Here is a 17,760-nt window from a genome sequence, read left to right on the forward strand (position 1 = left end):
GGAGTTGGCGATGGCACTACAAGAACAATGTCTATGGGAACGATTGACTCCGCAAAGGCCTGACCACGCACCGCTGCGGGGCGAGCAGACGGCGGATGTCTGCATCATCGGCGCCGGCTTCACCGGCTTGTCGGCGGCGGTGCATCTGCTGGAGCAGGGCAAGCGCGTCTGCGTGGTGGAGGCCCAGCGTGCCGGGCAGGGGGGCTCGGGGCGTAACGTCGGCCTGGTGAATGCCGGCATGTGGATTCCACCGGACGAGATCGAGGCCGGCTTCGGCGAACAAGTCGGCAGCCAGCTCAATCGCATGCTCGGTGCGGCGCCATCGCTGGTGTTCAGCCTGGTGGACAAGTACCGCATCGATTGCCAGTTGCGCCGCGAAGGCACCTTGCACATGGCCCACAACGCCCGGGGCGAGGCCGACCTGCGCAGCCGCGAGCAGCAATGGAAGCGTCGGGGCGCGCCGGTGGAGTTGCTCACCGGTGCGGCCTGTGAAACCGCCACCGGGACCAGGAAGATCGCCGCGGCCTTGCTCGATCGCCGGGCCGGGACCATCAACCCCATGGCCTATGTCAGCGGCCTGGCCAAGGCGGCGGCCGACCTGGGCGGCCGGCTGTTCGATCATTCGCCGGTAACCCGCCTGGAGCGCCAGGGCCAGCGCTGGTCGGTGCAGACCGACCAGGGCTCGGTGCTGGCCGAGCAGGTGGTGATCGCCTCCAACGCCTACACCGAGGGCGACTGGACCGAATTGCGGCGCAATTTCTTCCCGGGTTACTACTACCAGGTGGCCTCGGTGCCGCTGACCGAAGAGGCTGCCCTGCAGATCCTGCCCGGTGGCCAGGGTTCCTGGGATACCCGCCAGGTGCTGAGCAGCATCCGCCGGGATGCCGAGGGCCGCTTGCTGCTGGGCAGCCTGGGCAATGGCAACCAGAAGCCCCTGTGGTTCCTCAAGGCCTGGGCCGACCGGGTGCAACAGCATTACTTCCCCTACCTCAAGCCCGTGGAGTGGGAATGCACCTGGACCGGCTGCATCGCCTTCACCCCCGACCACCTGATGCGCCTGTTCGAACCGGCTCCGGGGCTGGTGGCCGTCACCGGTTACAACGGCCGCGGGGTGACCACCGGCACCGTGGTCGGCAAGGCTTTCGCCGATTACCTGTGCAATGGCGACCCGCAGGCCTTGCCGATTCCCTTTGCGCCCATGCAGCCGTTGCCTGGCGCGGCCCTGCGCAGTTGCCTGTACGAGGCCGGGTTCTCCCTCTACCACGCCGGCCAATGCCTGCGAATCGTTATCTGAATGAGGAAATGCACAGCCATTGACGACGCTTTTCGATGCAGCGACTAGCCTGTAGTGGTGCGGCTCGTAGCAGTTGCGCACCACGGGTGTGCAGTTCGGTGACGCAGGCTGTTACAAGAGGGTTGCACGTTGAATTGTGTCGCGGTTGCAATGATGGCACGAGTGGGTTGCGCCCACTGGAAAACAGGGTTTTACCTTCCGCGGTTTAGACGGTTGCACGCCCAATGAAAATGGGCTCGAAACAGTCGAAATAACAATAAGACAGCGACTTTTCTAAGAATAAAAAACCACTGGCACGGCGCTTGCTCTGAGCATTGATGTAAGTCGCAGTGCCAACTAAAAAACCTTGGAGCATCACCTCATGTCCCAGACGTTTTACAAGAAAGGCTTCCTGGCCCTCGCAGTGGCAACTGCGCTGGGTGTTTCTGCGTTTGCTCAAGCCGACCTGAAGATCGGCGTAGCGGGTCCCATGACAGGCGCCAACGCGGCATTTGGCGAGCAGTACATGAAGGGTGCACAGGCAGCGGCTGACGAAATCAACGCCAAGGGCGGGGTCAACGGCGAGAAGATCGTGCTGGTCAAGGGCGACGACGCTTGCGAGCCGAAGCAGGCGGTCGCCGTGGCCAACCGCCTGGTGGACCAGGACAAGGTGGCCGGCGTGGTCGGGCACTTCTGCTCCTCGTCGACCATCCCGGCTTCCGAGGTCTACAGCGACGCCGGGGTGATTGCCATCACTCCGGGCTCCACCAACCCCCAGGTCACCGAGCGCGGCCTGTCGGCGATGTTCCGCATGTGCGGGCGTGACGACCAGCAAGGCGTGGTGGCCGGCGACTACATCATCGATGTGCTCAAGGGCAAGAAGGTCGTGGTGCTGCACGACAAGGACACCTACGGCCAGGGCCTGGCCGACGCCACCAAGGCGCAGTTGACCAAGCGCGGCGTGACCCCGGTGCTGTATGAGGGCCTGACCCGGGGCGAGAAGGACTTCAGTGCCGTGGTGACCAAGATCCGCGCCGCCGGTGCCGACGTGGTGTACTTTGGCGGCCTGCATCCCGAGGCCGGCCCGTTGGTGCGCCAACTGCGCGAGCAGGGCCTGAAGGACGTCAAGTTCATGTCCGACGACGGTATCGTCACCGACGAGCTGGTGACCACTGCCGGTGGCCCGCAGTACGTCGATGGCGTGTACATGACCTTCGGCGCCGACCCACGCCTGCTGCCGGACAGCAAGGCCGTGGTGGACGCCTTCCGCAAGGCCGGCACCGAGCCCGAGGGCTACACCCTGTACGCCTACGCCTCGATCCAGGCCCTGGCCGCCGGCTTCAATGGTGCCAAGTCGAACAAGGGCGAGGACGCCGCCAAGTGGCTCAAGGCCAATCCGGTGAAGACCGTGATGGGCGAGAAGACCTGGGACGCCAAGGGCGACCTGAAGGTCTCCGACTACGTGGTCTACCAGTGGGACAAGGACGGCAAATACCACCAGCTGGAAAAACAGAAGTGACATGAGTCCGCACGGACCGATACCGGCCCCTGGTATCGGTCCGTACTCGTGCAGTACTTGCCTTTTCTCGTAGAGCTGCACAACGGACGTGTTGCGCGGATGGGTGATCCCTGTCCGGCGTCGACGCCCTGTGCCGTCTCTCAAGTCCGTGAGATTGCGTTATGGATGGTATTTTCCTGCAGCAACTGATCAACGGACTGACCCTCGGGTCCGTCTACGGTCTGATCGCCATCGGCTACACAATGGTCTATGGCATCATCGGCATGATCAACTTCGCCCATGGCGAGGTGTACATGATTTCCGCCTACCTGGCGGCAATCAGCCTGGCCTTGCTGGCCTACTTCGGCATCGAATCCTTCCCGCTACTCATCCTCGGCACCCTGATCTTCACCATCGTGGTCACCGGGATCTACGGCTGGGTCATCGAGCGCGTCGCCTACAAGCCCCTGCGCAACTCCACCCGCCTGGCGCCGCTGATCAGCGCCATCGGCATCTCGCTGATCCTGCAGAACTACGCGCAGATCAGCCAGGGCGCCAAGCAGCAGGGCGTGCCCACCCTGCTGGCCGGGGCCTGGAAGGTGGATATCGGCAGTGGCTTCGTGCAACTGACCTACACCAAGATCTTCATCCTGGTGGCGGCTTTCGCCGGCATGGCACTGCTGACCTACATCATCAAGTACACCAAGCTCGGGCGCATGTGCCGGGCCACCCAGCAAGACCGCAAGATGGCCTCGATCCTGGGGATCAACACCGACCGGGTGATCTCCTACGTGTTCATCATCGGCGCGGCCATGGCCGCCCTGGCCGGGGTGCTGATCACCATGAACTACGGCACCTTCGACTTCTACGCCGGCTTCGTCATCGGCATCAAGGCCTTCACCGCCGCGGTGCTCGGCGGCATTGGCTCGCTGCCCGGGGCCATGCTCGGCGGGATCATCCTCGGTATCTCCGAGTCGTTGTTCTCCGGCTTGATCAACTCCGACTACAAAGACGTGTTCAGCTTCTCGCTGCTGGTGCTGATCCTGATCTTCCGTCCCCAAGGCCTGCTGGGTCGCCCACTCGTGGCGAAGGTGTAAGTATGTCTGCTGCCAATAAACCGATCGATATCAAGAAGAGCGTCGTCGACGCCGTGCTCGCCGGGCTGATCTCGCTGATCGTGTTCGGCCCCATCGTGGGCGTGGTCCTGGACGGCTACAGTTTCAACCTGGAACCGACCCGGGTCGCCTGGCTGGTGGCTATCGTCATGGCCGGGCGCCTGGCCCTGAGCCTGTTCCTGCAGACCCCGCGCGGGCTGAAGATCCTCCAGGGTTTCGAAAGCAGCGGCTCGGGCGTGCATGTGCTGGCGCCGGACTACAAATCGCGGCTGCGCTGGATCATTCCGGCGCTGATCGTGATCGCCATCGTCTTTCCGTTCTTCGCCAACAAGTACCTGCTGACCGTGGTGATCCTCGGCCTGATCTACGTGCTGCTGGGCCTTGGGCTGAACATCGTGGTGGGCCTGGCCGGGCTGCTGGACCTTGGCTACGTGGCGTTCTACGCCATCGGCGCCTACGGCCTGGCCCTGGGCTACCAGTACCTGGGCCTGGGCTTCTGGACGGTGCTGCCGCTGGCGGCGATCGCCGCGGCACTGGCGGGATGCATATTGGGCTTCCCGGTGTTGCGCATGCATGGCGATTACCTGGCCATCGTGACCCTCGGGTTCGGCGAGATCATCCGCCTGGTGCTCAACAACTGGCTGTCCTTCACCGGTGGTCCCAACGGCATGCCGGTGCCGTCGCCGACCTTCCTGGGCCTGGAGTTCGGACGCAAGGCCAAGGACGGTGGAGTGCCGTTCCATGAGTTCTTCGGCCTGGAATACAACCCCAACCTGAAGTTCCTGTTCATCTACATCGTGCTGTTCCTGGTGGTGCTGCTGGTGCTCTACATCAAGCATCGGCTGACCCGCATGCCCGTGGGCCGGGCCTGGGAAGCCTTGCGCGAGGACGAGATCGCCTGCCGCGCCATGGGGCTGAACCATGTACTGGTGAAGCTCTCGGCCTTTACCCTGGGTGCCTCCACCGCGGGCCTGGCCGGGGTGTTCTTCGCCAGCTACCAGGGCTTCGTCAACCCGTCGTCCTTCACCTTCTTCGAGTCGGCGCTGATCCTCGCCATTGTGGTGCTGGGGGGCATGGGCTCCACCGTGGGCGTGGTGATCGCCGCATTCGTGCTCACCGTGGCGCCTGAACTGCTGCGTAGCTTCTCCGAATACCGGGTGTTGCTGTTCGGCATCCTCATGGTGTTGATGATGATCTGGCGGCCGCGGGGCTTGATCCGCATCAGCCGCACCGGGGTGACCCCGCGCAAAGGTGTTTTGACCCCAAGGAGCGCGCCATGAGCGAATACATTCTTTCGGTCGAGAACCTGATGATGCATTTCGGCGGCATCAAGGCCCTCAGCGATGTCAGCCTCAAGGTCAAGCGCAACTCGATCTTCGCCCTGATCGGCCCCAACGGTGCCGGCAAGACCACGGTGTTCAACTGCCTCACCGGTTTCTACAAGGCATCCGGTGGCCGCATCGAACTCAATACCCGAGGCCAGCAGACCAACGTCATCAAGCTGTTGGGCGAGCCGTTCCGGGCCAGCGACTTCGTGTCGCCGAAAAACTTCTCCAGCCGCCTGTACTACAAGATGTTCGGCGGCACCCACCTGGTGAACCGGGCCGGCTTGGCGCGGACCTTCCAGAACATCCGCCTGTTCCGGGAAATGTCGGTGGTGGAGAACCTGCTGGTGGCCCAGCACATGTGGGTCAATCGCAACCTGCTGGCGGGAGTGCTCAACACCAGGGGCTATCGCAAGGCGGAAAGCGATGCCCTGGACCAGGCCTTCTACTGGCTGGAAGTGGTGGACCTGGTGGACTGCGCCAACCGCCTGGCCGGCGAGTTGTCCTACGGCCAGCAGCGGCGCCTGGAGATCGCCCGGGCCATGTGCACGCGGCCGCAGGTGATCTGCCTCGACGAACCGGCCGCGGGCCTCAACCCCCAGGAAACCGAGGCGCTGAGCGCGATGATCCGGTTGCTGCGCGACGAACATGACCTGACCGTGGTGTTGATCGAGCACGACATGGGCATGGTGATGAGCATTTCCGACCATATCGTGGTACTGGACCACGGCAACGTGATCGCTGAAGGCGGGCCGGAGGCGATCCGCAACGATCCGAAGGTGATCGCCGCCTACCTGGGTGCCGACGAAGAGGAACTGGCATGACTCAACCTATCCTCGAGCTCAAGGACCTGGATGTGTACTACGGGCCGATCCAGGCCTTGAAGAAGGTCTCGCTGCACATCGACGAAGGGGAAACCGTGAGCCTGATCGGCTCCAACGGCGCTGGCAAGTCGACCCTCTTGATGTCGATTTTCGGCCAGCCCCGGGCCGAGTCCGGACAGATCCTCTATCGCGGTGTGGACATCACCCGCAAGTCGTCCCACTACATCGCGTCCAACGGCATCGCCCAGTCCCCTGAAGGGCGCCGGGTGTTCCCCGACATGACCGTGGAGGAAAACCTGCTGATGGGCACCATTCCCATCGGCGACCAGTACGCGAGCGAGGACATGCAGCGCATGTTCGAGTTGTTCCCCAGGCTCAAGGAGCGGCGCAACCAGCGGGCCATGACCATGTCCGGCGGCGAGCAGCAGATGCTGGCCATCGCCCGGGCCTTGATGAGCCGGCCCAAGTTGCTGTTGCTGGATGAACCGAGCCTGGGCCTGGCGCCGATCGTGGTGAAGCAGATCTTCGCCACCCTGCGGGAGCTGGCGGCCAGCGGCATGACCATCTTCCTGGTGGAGCAGAATGCCAACCATGCGCTCAAGCTGTCCGACCGCGCCTACGTGATGGTCAACGGCGAGATCCGCCTCAGCGGCAGCGGCAAGGAACTGCTGGTCAACGAGGAGGTGCGTAACGCCTACCTGGGCGGCCACTGACCGGCTGTGGATGAAAAGGCCCTGCCGGTTCGCGCCGGCGGGGCCTTTTTTATCCACACCCGCAGGTTCAGCCTGATTTCCGGGGCTGGCTTTGAGGAGGGTGCTGATTTGCGTCCGACAATTGTGGAAAACCTCTTGGGCAAGTTGCCGGAACGCCGCATGAAGATGCCGCAAACGGTTGTTTTTCCACCGTTTTGAGTTGTCCCCGTTTGTTGTGGAGCGGGCTGTGGGTAACGTGGGAGTAGCTGGCTGAAAGCCTTGCAGGACGTGGCTTGCAAGCAATCGTTGGTTTTTTGATCAGCGGCTTTTGGCGATCTTCAGGACGGCTTTGTCAACCTTTTTATTGTCGCAGCAGGCGGTGGACGAAGCCCTGTACAAGCCTGTGGATAAGTCTGTGGTTAAACTCTGGAAAGAACTCCCGGGGCGGCGTGGTTACTGGCCTCTGGCCTTCTATTGTTTGACCGTTCGGTCATCTTTTCAGGCTGCGGCGGCACGGACGGCCGGCCCAGGTCAAGGGAAAAACTTTGCCTGTGCCTGCGCAGGCCTTGTGGATCGTGGCCTGGAATATTTGCCAGTTGCCCCCAAAGACTGTGGACCGCCCTGTGGATAAGGTGCGCGCACCTGGCTACAGGCCACGCAGGGCCTGGATTTGCGCCTGGTGGTTGTTTTTTGTACAGCATCCTGGGGATATCCACAGCGGCTGCAGGCGCTGTGGCCATGAAGCTTCCTGGGTACAGGGCCAGTTGCCGCCCGAAGCCGGGCCGGGCATGCTGCGAAACGTTTTTTTATTGAAATGGCGGCCCGCCCCCAGCAAGGAGAACACCATGACTTCCACTCTGTTCATCACAGGCGCGACTTCCGGTTTCGGCGAGGCCTGTGCCCGGCGCTTTGCCGAGGCCGGCTGGTCGCTGGTACTGACCGGTCGCCGCCAGGAGCGCCTCGATGCCTTGTGCGCGGAGCTCTCCAAGCAGACCGAAGTCCATGGCCTGGTGCTGGACGTGCGAGACCGCAAGGCCATGGAACAGGCCATCGACAACCTGCCGCCGACGTTCGCCAAGCTGCGCGGCCTGATCAACAACGCCGGCCTGGCCCTGGGGGCGGACCCTGCGCCCAAGTGCGACCTGGACGACTGGGACACCATGGTCGATACCAACATCAAGGGCCTGATGTACAGCACCCGCCTACTGCTGCCGCGGCTGATCGCCCATGGCCGTGGTGCCGGGATCGTCAACCTGGGCTCCGTCGCTGGGAACTACCCCTACCCCGGCAGCCACGTGTATGGCGGCACCAAGGCCTTCGTCAAGCAGTTCTCCCTGAACCTGCGCTGCGACCTGCAGGGCACCGGGGTACGGGTGACCAACATCGAGCCGGGCCTGTGCGAAAGCGAGTTCTCGCTGGTGCGCTTTGGCGGTGACCAGGCCCGTTATGACGCCACCTACGCCGGCGCCGAGCCGATCCAGCCCGAGGACATCGCCGAGACCATCTTCTGGGTCATGAATACTCCGGCCCACGTCAACATCAACAGCCTGGAACTGATGCCGGTCAGCCAGTCCTGGGCCGGTTTCGCCATCGACCGCGCCAAGGCCTGACCTGCCAGGGTGCAGCTTCGCTGGCAGTGCGCGGTACTTTTGCCGCTGCTGAGCTGGCGAGGCTGCGCCAAGGTCCGCAGGACCTTGCACGGCGCCCATGATCATGCCCAGCGACAGCCGTTATCCACAGCCTCGCAGTGAGGTCGGACGCACGCGGAAATATATAAGCTGATTCGTTTCAGCTGGCCGAAGCCGAGGCACGCTAGAATTCCTCCCCTAAATTTGTACTGCCGCTGTTATCGAGGCGGTGTTTTCCAAGTTCCGTGGGAGGAATCGTGAGTAACCGAGGTGAGCAGGCTCTGCTCAAGCAATCGACCGTACTGATGTTCGCCGTGGCGATCGCCGGTATCGCCACAGGTTTTGTTTCTGGCGCCCAATCCATCCTGTTCGATGGTTTCTTTTCCCTGATCGCCACCTTCATCAAGGTGCTGATGCTGATCACCGCCAGGCTGATCACCAAGCCGGGCAACCAGCGCTTCCAGTTCGGCTTCTGGCACCTGGAACCCATGGTGCTGTTGATCGAGGGCAGCTTCCTGCTGCTGATCGCCATCTACGCCTTTCTCAACGGTGTGTTCGGCATCATCAATGGAGGCCGGGAGATCGAGCTTGGGCTGGTGATCGTCTACGCCGCCGTGTTCACCGTGGTGGAGTTCGCCTACTTCTTCTACGTGCGCCATCGCAACCGCAAGCTCAAGTCGTCGCTGATCCAGTTCGACAACATCAGCTGGCTGGTGGACGCCATGCTGTCGGTGGGCCTGCTGGTGAGCTTCCTCTGCGCCTTATTGCTCAAACACTACGGCCATGACCAGTGGGCGGTGTATGTCGACCCGCTGATCTTGATCGCCCTGGCCCTGAGCATGCTGGCGCCGGCCCTGAAGATCCTGCGCCCGGCCTTGCGCGAGGTGCTGGGCATCGCTCCCGACCAGTTGGACGAGACCGTGCGCACAGTGATGGAACAAGCCAAGGCCACCCATGGTTTCGAGGACTATGTCAGCTATGTGCAAAAGCACGGCCGGGCGCGTTTCATCGAGATCCACGTGGTGCTGCCGGCCGACTATCCGCTACAGGATGTCGCGACCCTGGACCGTTTGCGCGAGGACATCTCCCGCCAGTTGGGCGGAGCCGATGCCGCACGCTGGCTGACCATCAGCTTCACCGGCGATCGCAAGTGGATCGCCTGACCGGCCTGTGGGCCGGCCAGGCGTTTCAGCCGAAGTAGCCAGCCAGGGCCTGATAACAGGTGGCCAGGTGATAAGGCGTGGTCGAAGGCATGTCCTGGCGGCTGACCGCGCCATTGGCGTCCAGGCATTCGTACCAGCCGTCGGCATGCAGGAAGTTGCCTTGCAGCGCCTGGAGCTGGCGCTCCAGGAAGGCCTGGCCATCGGTGCGCAAGGTCAGCGCGCGCAGGTATTCGGCCTGGGCCCAGATACGCTGGGTGGCATCCCTGGGGCTGGCCTGGGGGGGCAGTTCGAGCATCGCGCACACCGCGCCGCTCTGGGGATCGACCCCCAGCCGTTCGCTGAGGGCGAAGGCTCGTTCCAGGCAGGCGTGCAGCGGCCCCTGGCGCAGCAGGGGCGAGGAGGCGAGGAGGAAATACCACTCGAACTGGTGTCCTGGCTCGAACCAGTTATCCACAGCCCCCAGGGGCTTCTCCATCATCACGCCCTGCTGTGGCTCGATGAAGTGCTGCTGCATGGCCTGGCACAACTCGAGCAAGGCCGCCTCCACCGATGCATCGTCACGGGCCGCGAGGGTGGCGAGGAAGGCCTCGGCCAGGTGCATCGAGGGGTTCTGCAACGGACCGCTGCCCAGCAAGGACCAATCCTCGCCCAGGCTGGCTTCGTAGAGCCCCTCGCCCTGGGCGAAACGCTGGGCCACCACTTCCAGGGCGGCATTGAGTGTCGACTCCACCAGCGGTTCGCGGACCTTGGCCCAGTAGTGGGCGCAGGCGAAGACGATGAACGCGTGGGTGTAGAGGTCCTTGCGCCGGTCCAGCGGCGCGCCTTCGGGGTCGATGCTGTAGAACCAGCCGCCGTGCTCGGCATCGTGGAAATGCCGTTGCAGCGAGCGGAACAGTGCTGCGGCGCGCTCCGCGGCGAAGGGCGCGCTGGCCTCGCCGATCAGTTGGGAAAACACGTACAACTGTCGGGCGCAGGCCATGGCCCGATAGCGCTGCGGCGGCAGGGGCTGGTGCTCGGTGTCCAGCGCCTCGTAGGGCAGCGCCAGTTGCGGGTTCCAGCCCGGCCCTTGCCACAGGGGCACGATCACCTTGTGAAAATGCTGCTGCACGGCCTGGAACACAGCATTGGCGACTGGCGAGGGGGTAGGGCGGGATACATCGAGCATTGGCTGGCGTCTTCTAACGGCAGGTTTGAATGCGCGACATGTTAGCAGAGAAGGCCGTGCCGATTGGCCCTGCGTCGCAGCCACCGCGGCGGCTGCGACCTGAGGGTTTCAACCGGCGAGCAGCCACACGCCGGCGGCGGCAGAGGCCGCGCCGGCCATGCGCACCAGGGGCGCGGCGGTCCGCGGTAGCGCTCGCACCAGGGCGTACCCTGCGGCATGCAGCGCCGCGGTGGCGGCCACGAAACCTGCGGCATAGGCCCAGGGGCTGGACATCTCCGGCAGTTCCAGGCCATGGGCCACGCCGTGGAACAGGGCGAACAAGGCTGTGGCCGCCATGGCCAGGGCCAGCGGCGGGCGTACTGCCAGCGCGACCGCCAGGCCCAGGGCCAGGACCGAGGCGGCGATGCCGCTTTCCAGGGCTGGCAGTTGCAGGCCGGTGAAACCCAGCAGCCCACCCAGCAACATGGTGCCGACGAAGGTGCAGGGCAGCGCCCAGCGGGCCACGCCTTGTTGCTGGGCGGCCCACAGGCCTACCGCGACCATCGCCAGCAGATGGTCGAGGCCGCCGAGCGGATGGCCGATGCCGGCCACCAGGCCGTTGTCGCCATGGCCGGGGTGGGCCAGGGCCAGGGTGGGAGCCAGCAGCAGGGCCAGGGCCCCGAGGATGCGTTGGAAGGTCATGGATCGCTGTCCTTTTCGAGGGTCGAGGTTGGGTTCAGGCTGCGCTCAGCAGGCCCTGGCGTTCGATGAAGGCGATGATGTCCGCCAGGCCCTGGCCGGTTTTCTGGTTGCTGAAGACGAACGGCTTGCCGCCACGCATGCGCTGGGTGTCGCTGTTCATCAGGTCCAGGGAGGCGCCGACCAGCGGCGCCAGGTCGATCTTGTTGATCACCAGCAGGTCGGATTTGCAGATGCCGGGGCCACCCTTGCGCGGCAGCTTGTCGCCGGCCGAGACATCGATCACGTAGATGGTCAGGTCCGAGAGTTCCGGGCTGAAGGTAGCGGACAGGTTGTCGCCGCCGGACTCCACCAGGATCAGGTCCAGCCCCGGGAAGCGGCGGTTCAGCTGATCCACGGCCTCCAGGTTGATCGAGGCGTCTTCGCGAATGGCGGTGTGCGGACAGCCACCGGTTTCCACGCCGATGATCCGTTCCGGTGCCAGGGCCTGGTTGCGCACCAGGAAATCGGCGTCTTCGCGGGTATAGATATCGTTGGTCACCACCGCCAGGTTGTAGCGCTCGCGCAGGGCCAGGCACAGGGCCAGGGTCAGGGCGGTCTTGCCGGAGCCCACCGGGCCTCCGATACCGACGCGCAAGGGTTGTGTATTCATGTGCTTCTCCAAAATGACGGGCCCTCAGGAACGAAACAGGCGGCTGTACTGGCGCTCATGGGCCATGCTCGCCAGGGACAGGCCGAAGGCGGCGCTGCCGTAGTGTTGGGGATCAAGTGCGGTGGCTTGCTGCTGGGCCTGTTGCAGCAGTGGCAGCAGGTCGCTGGTCAGGCGCTGGGCGGCCTGCTGGCCCAGGGGCAGGGTCTTCATCAGCACTGCCAGCTGGTTCTCCAGCCAGCTCCAAAGCCAGGCGACCAGGGCATCGCGCGGGGCGATTTGCCAGGCACGGGCGGCCAGGGCCCAGCCCAGGGCCAGGTGCGGTTCGTCCTGTCGCGCCAGCATTTGGCGGGCGCCGGCGTCCAGTTCCGGCAGGCCTTCGAGCAGTTGCTTGAGGGAGTAGCCCATTTGCCGGCTCTCCAGGTACAGCTCGCGGGTTTCACGACTGGCCCGATGCTCTTCACCGAGCTGGTGCAGGCGCTGCCAGTCCTGCTCCGCTGCGGCCAGGCAATGGCCCCAGAGCAGCGGGGCCTCGAAGCGCGCCAGGTTGAGCAGCAACTGGTCGCCGATCCAGCGCCGGGCGCTGTCAGGGTCATGCACCCGCTGTTGTTCCACCGCCATCTCCAGGCCCTGGGAATAGCTGTAGCCACCGATGGGCAGTTGCGGACTGGCCAGGCGCAACAGGGCCCAGGCCGGGTTCACGGGCGAGCGCCGAACTGGTGCAGGCGTGGCGGGTAGTTGAAGTCCGCATCGCCGTGATGGGAGTGATGGTGTCCGCCCCCATAGGCGCCATGCTCGGGCTGGAATGGCGCCTCGATGACACTGGCGCTGGCCCCCAGTTGTTCGAGCATGGCCTTGAGCACGTAGTCGTCCAGCAACCGCAGCCAGCCATCGCCCACTTGCAAGGCCACGTGGCGGTTGCCCAGGTGATAGGCCGCGCGGGTCAGTTCCAGGGCATTGCCACAGGTGACATGCAGCAGGGTCTCGGCGCGGGCGCAGACCCTGACGATGCGCCCGTCCTCGGCGACCAGGAACTCACCATCATGTAGCGGTGGCTGGCCACGTTCCAGGAACAGGCCGACGTCCTCGCCCTCGACGCTGAAGCAGCGCAGGCGGCTCTTGCTGCGCGCTTCATAGGTCAGGTGCAGTTCAGCGGACCAGGAGGCCTGGGGGGGGGTTCGGCGATGGATCACCAGCATCGGAAAGCTTCCAGCTATGAACGATGCACAAGCCTGAGCAAGGGCCTTGCCAATCGCTCGAAGGAAAGGAAAACCCCTGCTACTGCGCCTGGAAAAGGGGCAAAACCTTGTTTCATCTTGTTACAAATTGCTGCGCCGAGCTGATTTATAGCACTGGCTTGGTGCGCTGCAAATGTTTTTGCCGCAATCCGGTGCCTGTTTGACGGACAGGCGCAAAGGCCTGCTCCAGAGCAGGGCGGGGGAGATCTGGCGCAGTGGTGGGGGGAATTACTCGGTACTGCCCAAGCCGTTCCAGTGCTTGAGCCCGATGAAGATGAAGCGCAGCTGCTGGGTCATCTTCGCCTGGGGCGTGAGGTGTTCGGGCAAGGCCTGGACCGGTGGATCGATGATGTCCGGCAAGGTGGCAAACACGCTCTTGACCACCAGGTCGGCCATGACGCTGAGGTCGGCCACATCGAGGTGCTGCAGCTTGGGCATCAGCGCCAGGTCGGCGGCCAGGTCCGAGCTGATGTTTTCCCGCAGGCTGGCGATGGCTTGGCGTACCGGCAGCGAGCCGCCGTACTGCTCGCGAGCGAGAAACAGGAACTGCACGCGCTTGGCTTCCACCACATCGAGGAAGATGCGCACCGACGCGTCGATGATGCCGCCCATGACGAATTCGTTATGGCGGACCAGGCGGATGGTTTCGCGAAAGGTCTGGCCCACTTCGCTGACCAGCTCCAGGCCAAGCTGGTCCATGTCGCTGAAATGCCGGTAGAAACCAGTGGGGACGATGCCGGCGGCCTTGGCCACTTCCCGCAGGCTCAGGCTGCCAAAACCACGACCACCCTCCATCAGGTGCCGGGCGGCATCCATCAGGGCGTTGCGGGTCTGTTGCTTCTGTTCGGCGCGGGGCAGCATCTGGAAGGGAATTCTTCGCTTGGGAGAGCGGGGCACTCTAGCAAATCAACTTTGCCCGAGTCGAACTGGCGTCAGGCCTGGGTAGGCCGGGGATGGGATTGCTGCGCTGGAAAGTCAAAAGCCCGATCCAGGGACCGGGCTTTTTTCTGGGCCAGCATGGCCTCAGCTCGCAGCTTGATGACGTTCGGCCAGGCGATCGGCACCGCCTTCGGCAACGGTCTGGCCTTGTGGGGTACGGCTGTAGCCATCTTCGACCAGGCCTTTCTCTTCCAGGCGATCACGGCCGCCTTCGGCTACGTTTTGACCTTGTGGAGTACGGTCGTAGCCATCTTCGGCAACGCTCTGGCCTTGTGGGGTGCGATCATAGCCATCGGCGGCGACCTTGTTGCGTTCGATCAGGCGATCCGAACCACCTTCGGCCAGGGTCTGGGTGAACACGCTGCCATGGCTGGCCTGGACCTGTGGAGTGGCCTGTTCGGCGGCGGGCAGGGCGAAGGCGTTGGCGGCCAGGATGGATAAGGTCAGGCTCAAGAGGATGTGGCGTTTCATGATAGGGGGTGCTCCTTGGGAGGGCGAAAAACTGGGTACGGAGCTAATGTTACCGCCACAAAATCGATATAAAAGTTCATAAACACAATGATGATAATCAACAGAATTGATTGTTTGCCGCGAGGCTCTAGCCCGGGCCTCTCCGCTTGCAGGGTCGTGCACCGAGGTGGGTAGTTTCGACTCACCCATGCTCCAGGGAGGGGCCATGAGCGGTAACACATGGCTGTCCAAGTGGTCAGCAATGACCGGTTTTCCCCCCAGATCGGCGTCGCCGATCAAACCTGTGGGGACTTTGTCAGTCGTAGTTCCAATGCCGGTGGTTTTGCCCCGGTTCTTCATCGATGCGTCGTGGTTCGGCGCTCAGTTGTCTCAAGGAGCCTCGTGCCATGACGCGCACTCGTAAAATCCTCGCCTGGACCTTCACCGGCCTGGTCCTGTTGCTGGCCCTACTGGTGCTGGTGGTGGCCTTTTTCGACTGGAACCGGATCAAGCCGGCCCTCAATGCCAAGGTGTCCGAGGAATTGCATCGGCCGTTCGCGATCAATGGCGACTTGTCGGTGGCCTGGCGGCGCGAGCCCGACGAGGGTGGCTGGCGGGCCTGGGTGCCTTGGCCCCATGTGGTGGCCGAGGACCTGACCCTGGGCAACCCGGACTGGTCCAAGGCACCGCAGATGGTCGGCCTCAAGCGGGTCGAACTGCGGATCTCGCCCCTGGCGCTGCTGGCGCGGCAGGTGAGCATCCCGCGCATCGACCTCACCGAACCCGAGGCGGCCTTGCAGCGGTTGGCCGACGGCCGTGCCAACTGGACCTTCACCTTCGATCCCGCGGACCCCGATGCCGAGCCATCCAGCTGGACGGTGGACATCGGCGCCATCGGCTTCGACAAGGGCCACGTGACCCTGGACGACCAGAGCCTCAAGACCCGCCTGGACCTTTTGGTGGAACTGCTCGGCCAGCCAATTCCGTTCAGTGACATCGTTGGCCAGAGCGAGGCGAAGAAAGCCGCCGAGCAAGGCGCCGAACCCCAGGCCTATGCCTTCGCCCTCAAGGTCAAGGGCCAGTACCACGGGCAGAAGCTCGCTGGCACCGGCAAGATCGGCGGCCTGCTGGCCCTCAAGGACAGCAGCAGGCCGTTCCCGCTCCAGGCCCAGGCGCAGATTGGCGACTCGCGCATCGAGCTGCGCGGCAGCCTCACCGATCCACTGAACCTGGGCGCCCTGGACCTGCGCCTGAAGCTGGCGGGCACTAGCCTGGGCAACCTCTATCCATTGACCGGGGTGACCCTGCCCGATTCCCCGCCGTACTCCACCGATGGCCACCTGAGCGCCAAGCTGCACGACCCGGCCGGCGCGACGTTCAGCTACAAGGATTTCAACGGCAAGATCGGCGACAGCGACATCCACGGCAACCTGACCTACGTGGCCAGCCAGCCCCGGCCCAAGCTCAGCGGGGCGCTGGTTTCCAACCAGCTCCTGTTCCGCGACCTGGGGCCGCTGATCGGCGCCGACTCCAATGCCAAGCAGAAGGCCCGGGGCGGCGAGAGCAAGCAACCGGCGGACAAGGTGTTGCCGGTGGAGGAGTTTCGCACCGAGCGCTGGCGCGATATGGACGCCGACGTCGAGTTCACCGGCAAGCGTATCGTCCACAGCTCCGACCTGCCGTTCACCGATCTCTATACCCACCTGGTGCTCAACGACGGCCAGCTCAGCCTGGAACCCCTGCGCTTCGGCGTGGCCGGCGGCAAGCTCGATGCCCAGGTACGCCTCAATGGCCACACCGCGCCCATGGAAGGCCGGGCCCGGCTGACCGCGCGCAACTTCAAGCTCAAGCAACTGTTTCCCACCTTCGAGCCCATGAAGACCAGCTTCGGCGAGCTCAACGGCGATGCCGATCTTTCGGGGCGCGGCAACTCGGTGGCGGCCCTGCTGGGCAGCGCCAACGGCGACCTGAAGATGCTGATCAACGATGGCGCCATCAGCCGCGGGCTGATGGAGATCGCCGGGCTCAACGTCGGCAACTATGTGGTGGGCAAGTTGTTCGGCGACAAGGATGTGAAGATCAACTGCGCCGCCGCCGACTTCGGCATCAAGACTGGCCTCGCCACTTCGCGCCTGTTCGTCTTCGATACCGAGAACGCCATCATCTATGTCGATGGCACCGCCAACATGGCCACCGAGCAGCTGGATTTGACCATCACCCCCGAGTCCAAGGGCCTGCGCCTGTTCTCCCTGCGCTCGCCCCTCTATGTGCAGGGCAAGTTCATCCAGCCCAGCGCCGGGGTCAAGGCCGTGCCGCTGGTATTGCGTGGAGCGGGAATGGTGGCGCTGGGGGTGATCGCCGGTCCGGCGGCAGGGCTCCTGGCGTTGGTGGCGCCGAGCAATGACGAACCCAACCAGTGCGCGCCACTGTTGCAGCAGATGCGTGCGGGCAAGGCGCCGGCGACGGTCAAGCCGGGCAAGTAAGACAGGGACTGAGAGGGGCCGGCCCGCTCCTGCATCCAGGGGCGGGCCGGGCAGGCGCTACAGGTCTTGGAGGATGTCCGCCATGTCGTCGGCGTGCTCTTCTTCCTGGGCCAGGATCTCTTCGAACAGGCGGCGGGTGGTCGGGTCCTTGTCGCCGATGTACTGGATGATCTCGCGGTAGCTGTCGATGGCGATCCGCTCGGCCACCAGGTCCTCGTAGACCATTTCCTTCAAGCTACTGCCGGCCACGTATTGGGCATGGGACCTGGCCGACAGCAGGTCGGGGTTGAATTCCGGTTCGCCCCCCAGCTGGACGATGCGCTCGGCCAGCTTGTCGGCATGCTCGGCTTCCTGGGTGGCGTGTTCGAGGAACTCGTTGGCGGCCACGCTGGCCTTGAGCCCGTTGGCCATGAAGTAGTGGCGCTTGTAGCGCAACACGCAGACCAGCTCGGTGGCCAGGGCTTCATTGAGCAGGCGCAGCACTTCCTCGCGATCGGCGTTGTAGCCGGCGGTCACGGCGCCGTTCTCCACGTGGCTGCGGGCCCGTTCGCGCAGGCTGTTCACATCGGACAAATGCATCTGGCTCATCTTGGTTTCTCCTAGGGGGCTAATCCGTCTTGCGCCGGGCTCTGCGGGCCTG

Annotated in this window: 18 protein-coding genes; 10 read left to right on the top strand and 8 right to left on the bottom strand. The window is 64.0% G+C overall.

Going from position 1 to position 17,760, the window contains the following annotated elements; genetic code table 11:
• The first annotated feature begins 10 nt into the window (after positions 1-10).
• The 9 genes from amaA to AC3WK8_RS20585 all read left to right on the top strand — a co-directional run bounded on the left by amaA (position 11) and on the right by AC3WK8_RS20585 (position 9,518).
• Positions 11-1,294: an L-pipecolate oxidase gene (gene amaA / locus AC3WK8_RS20545; RefSeq protein ID WP_085595470.1), complete on the top strand. Its 1,284-nt coding sequence runs from the start codon at positions 11-13 to the stop codon at positions 1,292-1,294.
• A gap of 361 nt (positions 1,295-1,655) precedes the next feature.
• On the top strand, positions 1,656-2,792 hold the full coding sequence (locus AC3WK8_RS20550) for a branched-chain amino acid ABC transporter substrate-binding protein (RefSeq protein ID WP_022641908.1): 1,137 nt from the start codon (positions 1,656-1,658) through the stop codon (positions 2,790-2,792).
• Positions 2,793-2,953: 161 nt separating this feature from the next.
• A complete protein-coding gene (locus AC3WK8_RS20555) occupies positions 2,954-3,868 on the top strand; it encodes an ABC transporter permease subunit (protein ID WP_022641909.1) in 915 nt (304 codons plus the stop codon).
• Between the two features lie 2 nt (positions 3,869-3,870).
• Positions 3,871-5,166 carry a high-affinity branched-chain amino acid ABC transporter permease LivM gene (gene livM / locus AC3WK8_RS20560; protein ID WP_053132324.1) on the top strand — a complete coding sequence of 432 codons (1,296 nt, stop codon included), beginning with the start codon at positions 3,871-3,873 and terminating at the stop codon, positions 5,164-5,166.
• Positions 5,163-6,035 (top strand): ATP-binding cassette domain-containing protein, encoded by an 873-nt coding sequence (locus tag AC3WK8_RS20565; RefSeq protein ID WP_022641910.1) that lies wholly within the window; start codon positions 5,163-5,165, stop codon positions 6,033-6,035. Before livM ends, AC3WK8_RS20565 begins: the two co-directional genes overlap by 4 nt.
• Positions 6,032-6,748: an ABC transporter ATP-binding protein gene (locus AC3WK8_RS20570; RefSeq protein WP_103325705.1), complete on the top strand. Its 717-nt coding sequence runs from the start codon at positions 6,032-6,034 to the stop codon at positions 6,746-6,748. Before AC3WK8_RS20565 ends, AC3WK8_RS20570 begins: the two co-directional genes overlap by 4 nt.
• Before the next feature lie 6 nt (positions 6,749-6,754).
• Positions 6,755-6,946, top strand: coding sequence for a hypothetical protein (locus AC3WK8_RS20575; RefSeq protein WP_146043275.1), 192 nt, complete (start codon positions 6,755-6,757; stop codon positions 6,944-6,946).
• 626 nt (positions 6,947-7,572) lie between these two features.
• On the top strand, positions 7,573-8,337 hold the full coding sequence (locus AC3WK8_RS20580; RefSeq protein ID WP_103325703.1) for an SDR family oxidoreductase: 765 nt from the start codon (positions 7,573-7,575) through the stop codon (positions 8,335-8,337).
• A gap of 275 nt (positions 8,338-8,612) precedes the next feature.
• Positions 8,613-9,518 (top strand): cation diffusion facilitator family transporter, encoded by a 906-nt coding sequence (locus AC3WK8_RS20585; protein WP_103325702.1) that lies wholly within the window; start codon positions 8,613-8,615, stop codon positions 9,516-9,518.
• 25 nt (positions 9,519-9,543) lie between these two features.
• On the opposite strand, the gene AC3WK8_RS20590 is transcribed toward AC3WK8_RS20585, so the two are convergent.
• From AC3WK8_RS20590 to AC3WK8_RS20620, 7 genes are all read right to left on the bottom strand, one after another.
• Positions 9,544-10,683 carry an AGE family epimerase/isomerase gene (locus AC3WK8_RS20590; protein WP_103325701.1) on the bottom strand — a complete coding sequence of 380 codons (1,140 nt, stop codon included), beginning with the start codon at positions 10,681-10,683 and terminating at the stop codon, positions 9,544-9,546.
• A gap of 108 nt (positions 10,684-10,791) precedes the next feature.
• A complete protein-coding gene (locus AC3WK8_RS20595) occupies positions 10,792-11,364 on the bottom strand; it encodes a HupE/UreJ family protein (RefSeq protein ID WP_053132316.1) in 573 nt (190 codons plus the stop codon).
• A gap of 34 nt (positions 11,365-11,398) precedes the next feature.
• A complete protein-coding gene (gene ureG, locus AC3WK8_RS20600; protein WP_022641998.1) occupies positions 11,399-12,013 on the bottom strand; it encodes an urease accessory protein UreG in 615 nt (204 codons plus the stop codon).
• A 24-nt stretch (positions 12,014-12,037) separates the two neighbouring features.
• Complete coding sequence (locus AC3WK8_RS20605) at positions 12,038-12,712, bottom strand: urease accessory protein UreF (protein ID WP_103325700.1); 675 nt, start codon at positions 12,710-12,712, stop codon at positions 12,038-12,040.
• Positions 12,709-13,209: an urease accessory protein UreE gene (ureE, locus tag AC3WK8_RS20610; RefSeq protein ID WP_103325699.1), complete on the bottom strand. Its 501-nt coding sequence runs from the start codon at positions 13,207-13,209 to the stop codon at positions 12,709-12,711. Before ureE ends, AC3WK8_RS20605 begins: the two co-directional genes overlap by 4 nt.
• Positions 13,210-13,476: 267 nt before the next feature.
• A complete protein-coding gene (locus AC3WK8_RS20615; RefSeq protein WP_022642001.1) occupies positions 13,477-14,109 on the bottom strand; it encodes a TetR family transcriptional regulator in 633 nt (210 codons plus the stop codon).
• 162 nt (positions 14,110-14,271) lie between these two features.
• Positions 14,272-14,658 (bottom strand): hypothetical protein, encoded by a 387-nt coding sequence (locus tag AC3WK8_RS20620; RefSeq protein WP_103325698.1) that lies wholly within the window; start codon positions 14,656-14,658, stop codon positions 14,272-14,274.
• Between the two features lie 386 nt (positions 14,659-15,044).
• Here AC3WK8_RS20620 and AC3WK8_RS20625 point away from each other — a divergent pair, with 386 nt between their 5' ends.
• On the top strand, positions 15,045-17,120 hold the full coding sequence (locus AC3WK8_RS20625; protein ID WP_053132311.1) for an AsmA family protein: 2,076 nt from the start codon (positions 15,045-15,047) through the stop codon (positions 17,118-17,120).
• Between the two features lie 57 nt (positions 17,121-17,177).
• On the opposite strand, the gene AC3WK8_RS20630 is transcribed toward AC3WK8_RS20625, so the two are convergent.
• Entirely contained in the window at positions 17,178-17,708 is a 531-nt protein-coding gene (locus AC3WK8_RS20630) for a ferritin-like domain-containing protein (protein WP_103325697.1), read from the bottom strand.
• Between the last annotated feature and the right edge of the window lie 52 nt (positions 17,709-17,760).

This window comes from Pseudomonas sp. FW507-12TSA (assembly GCF_058781435.1).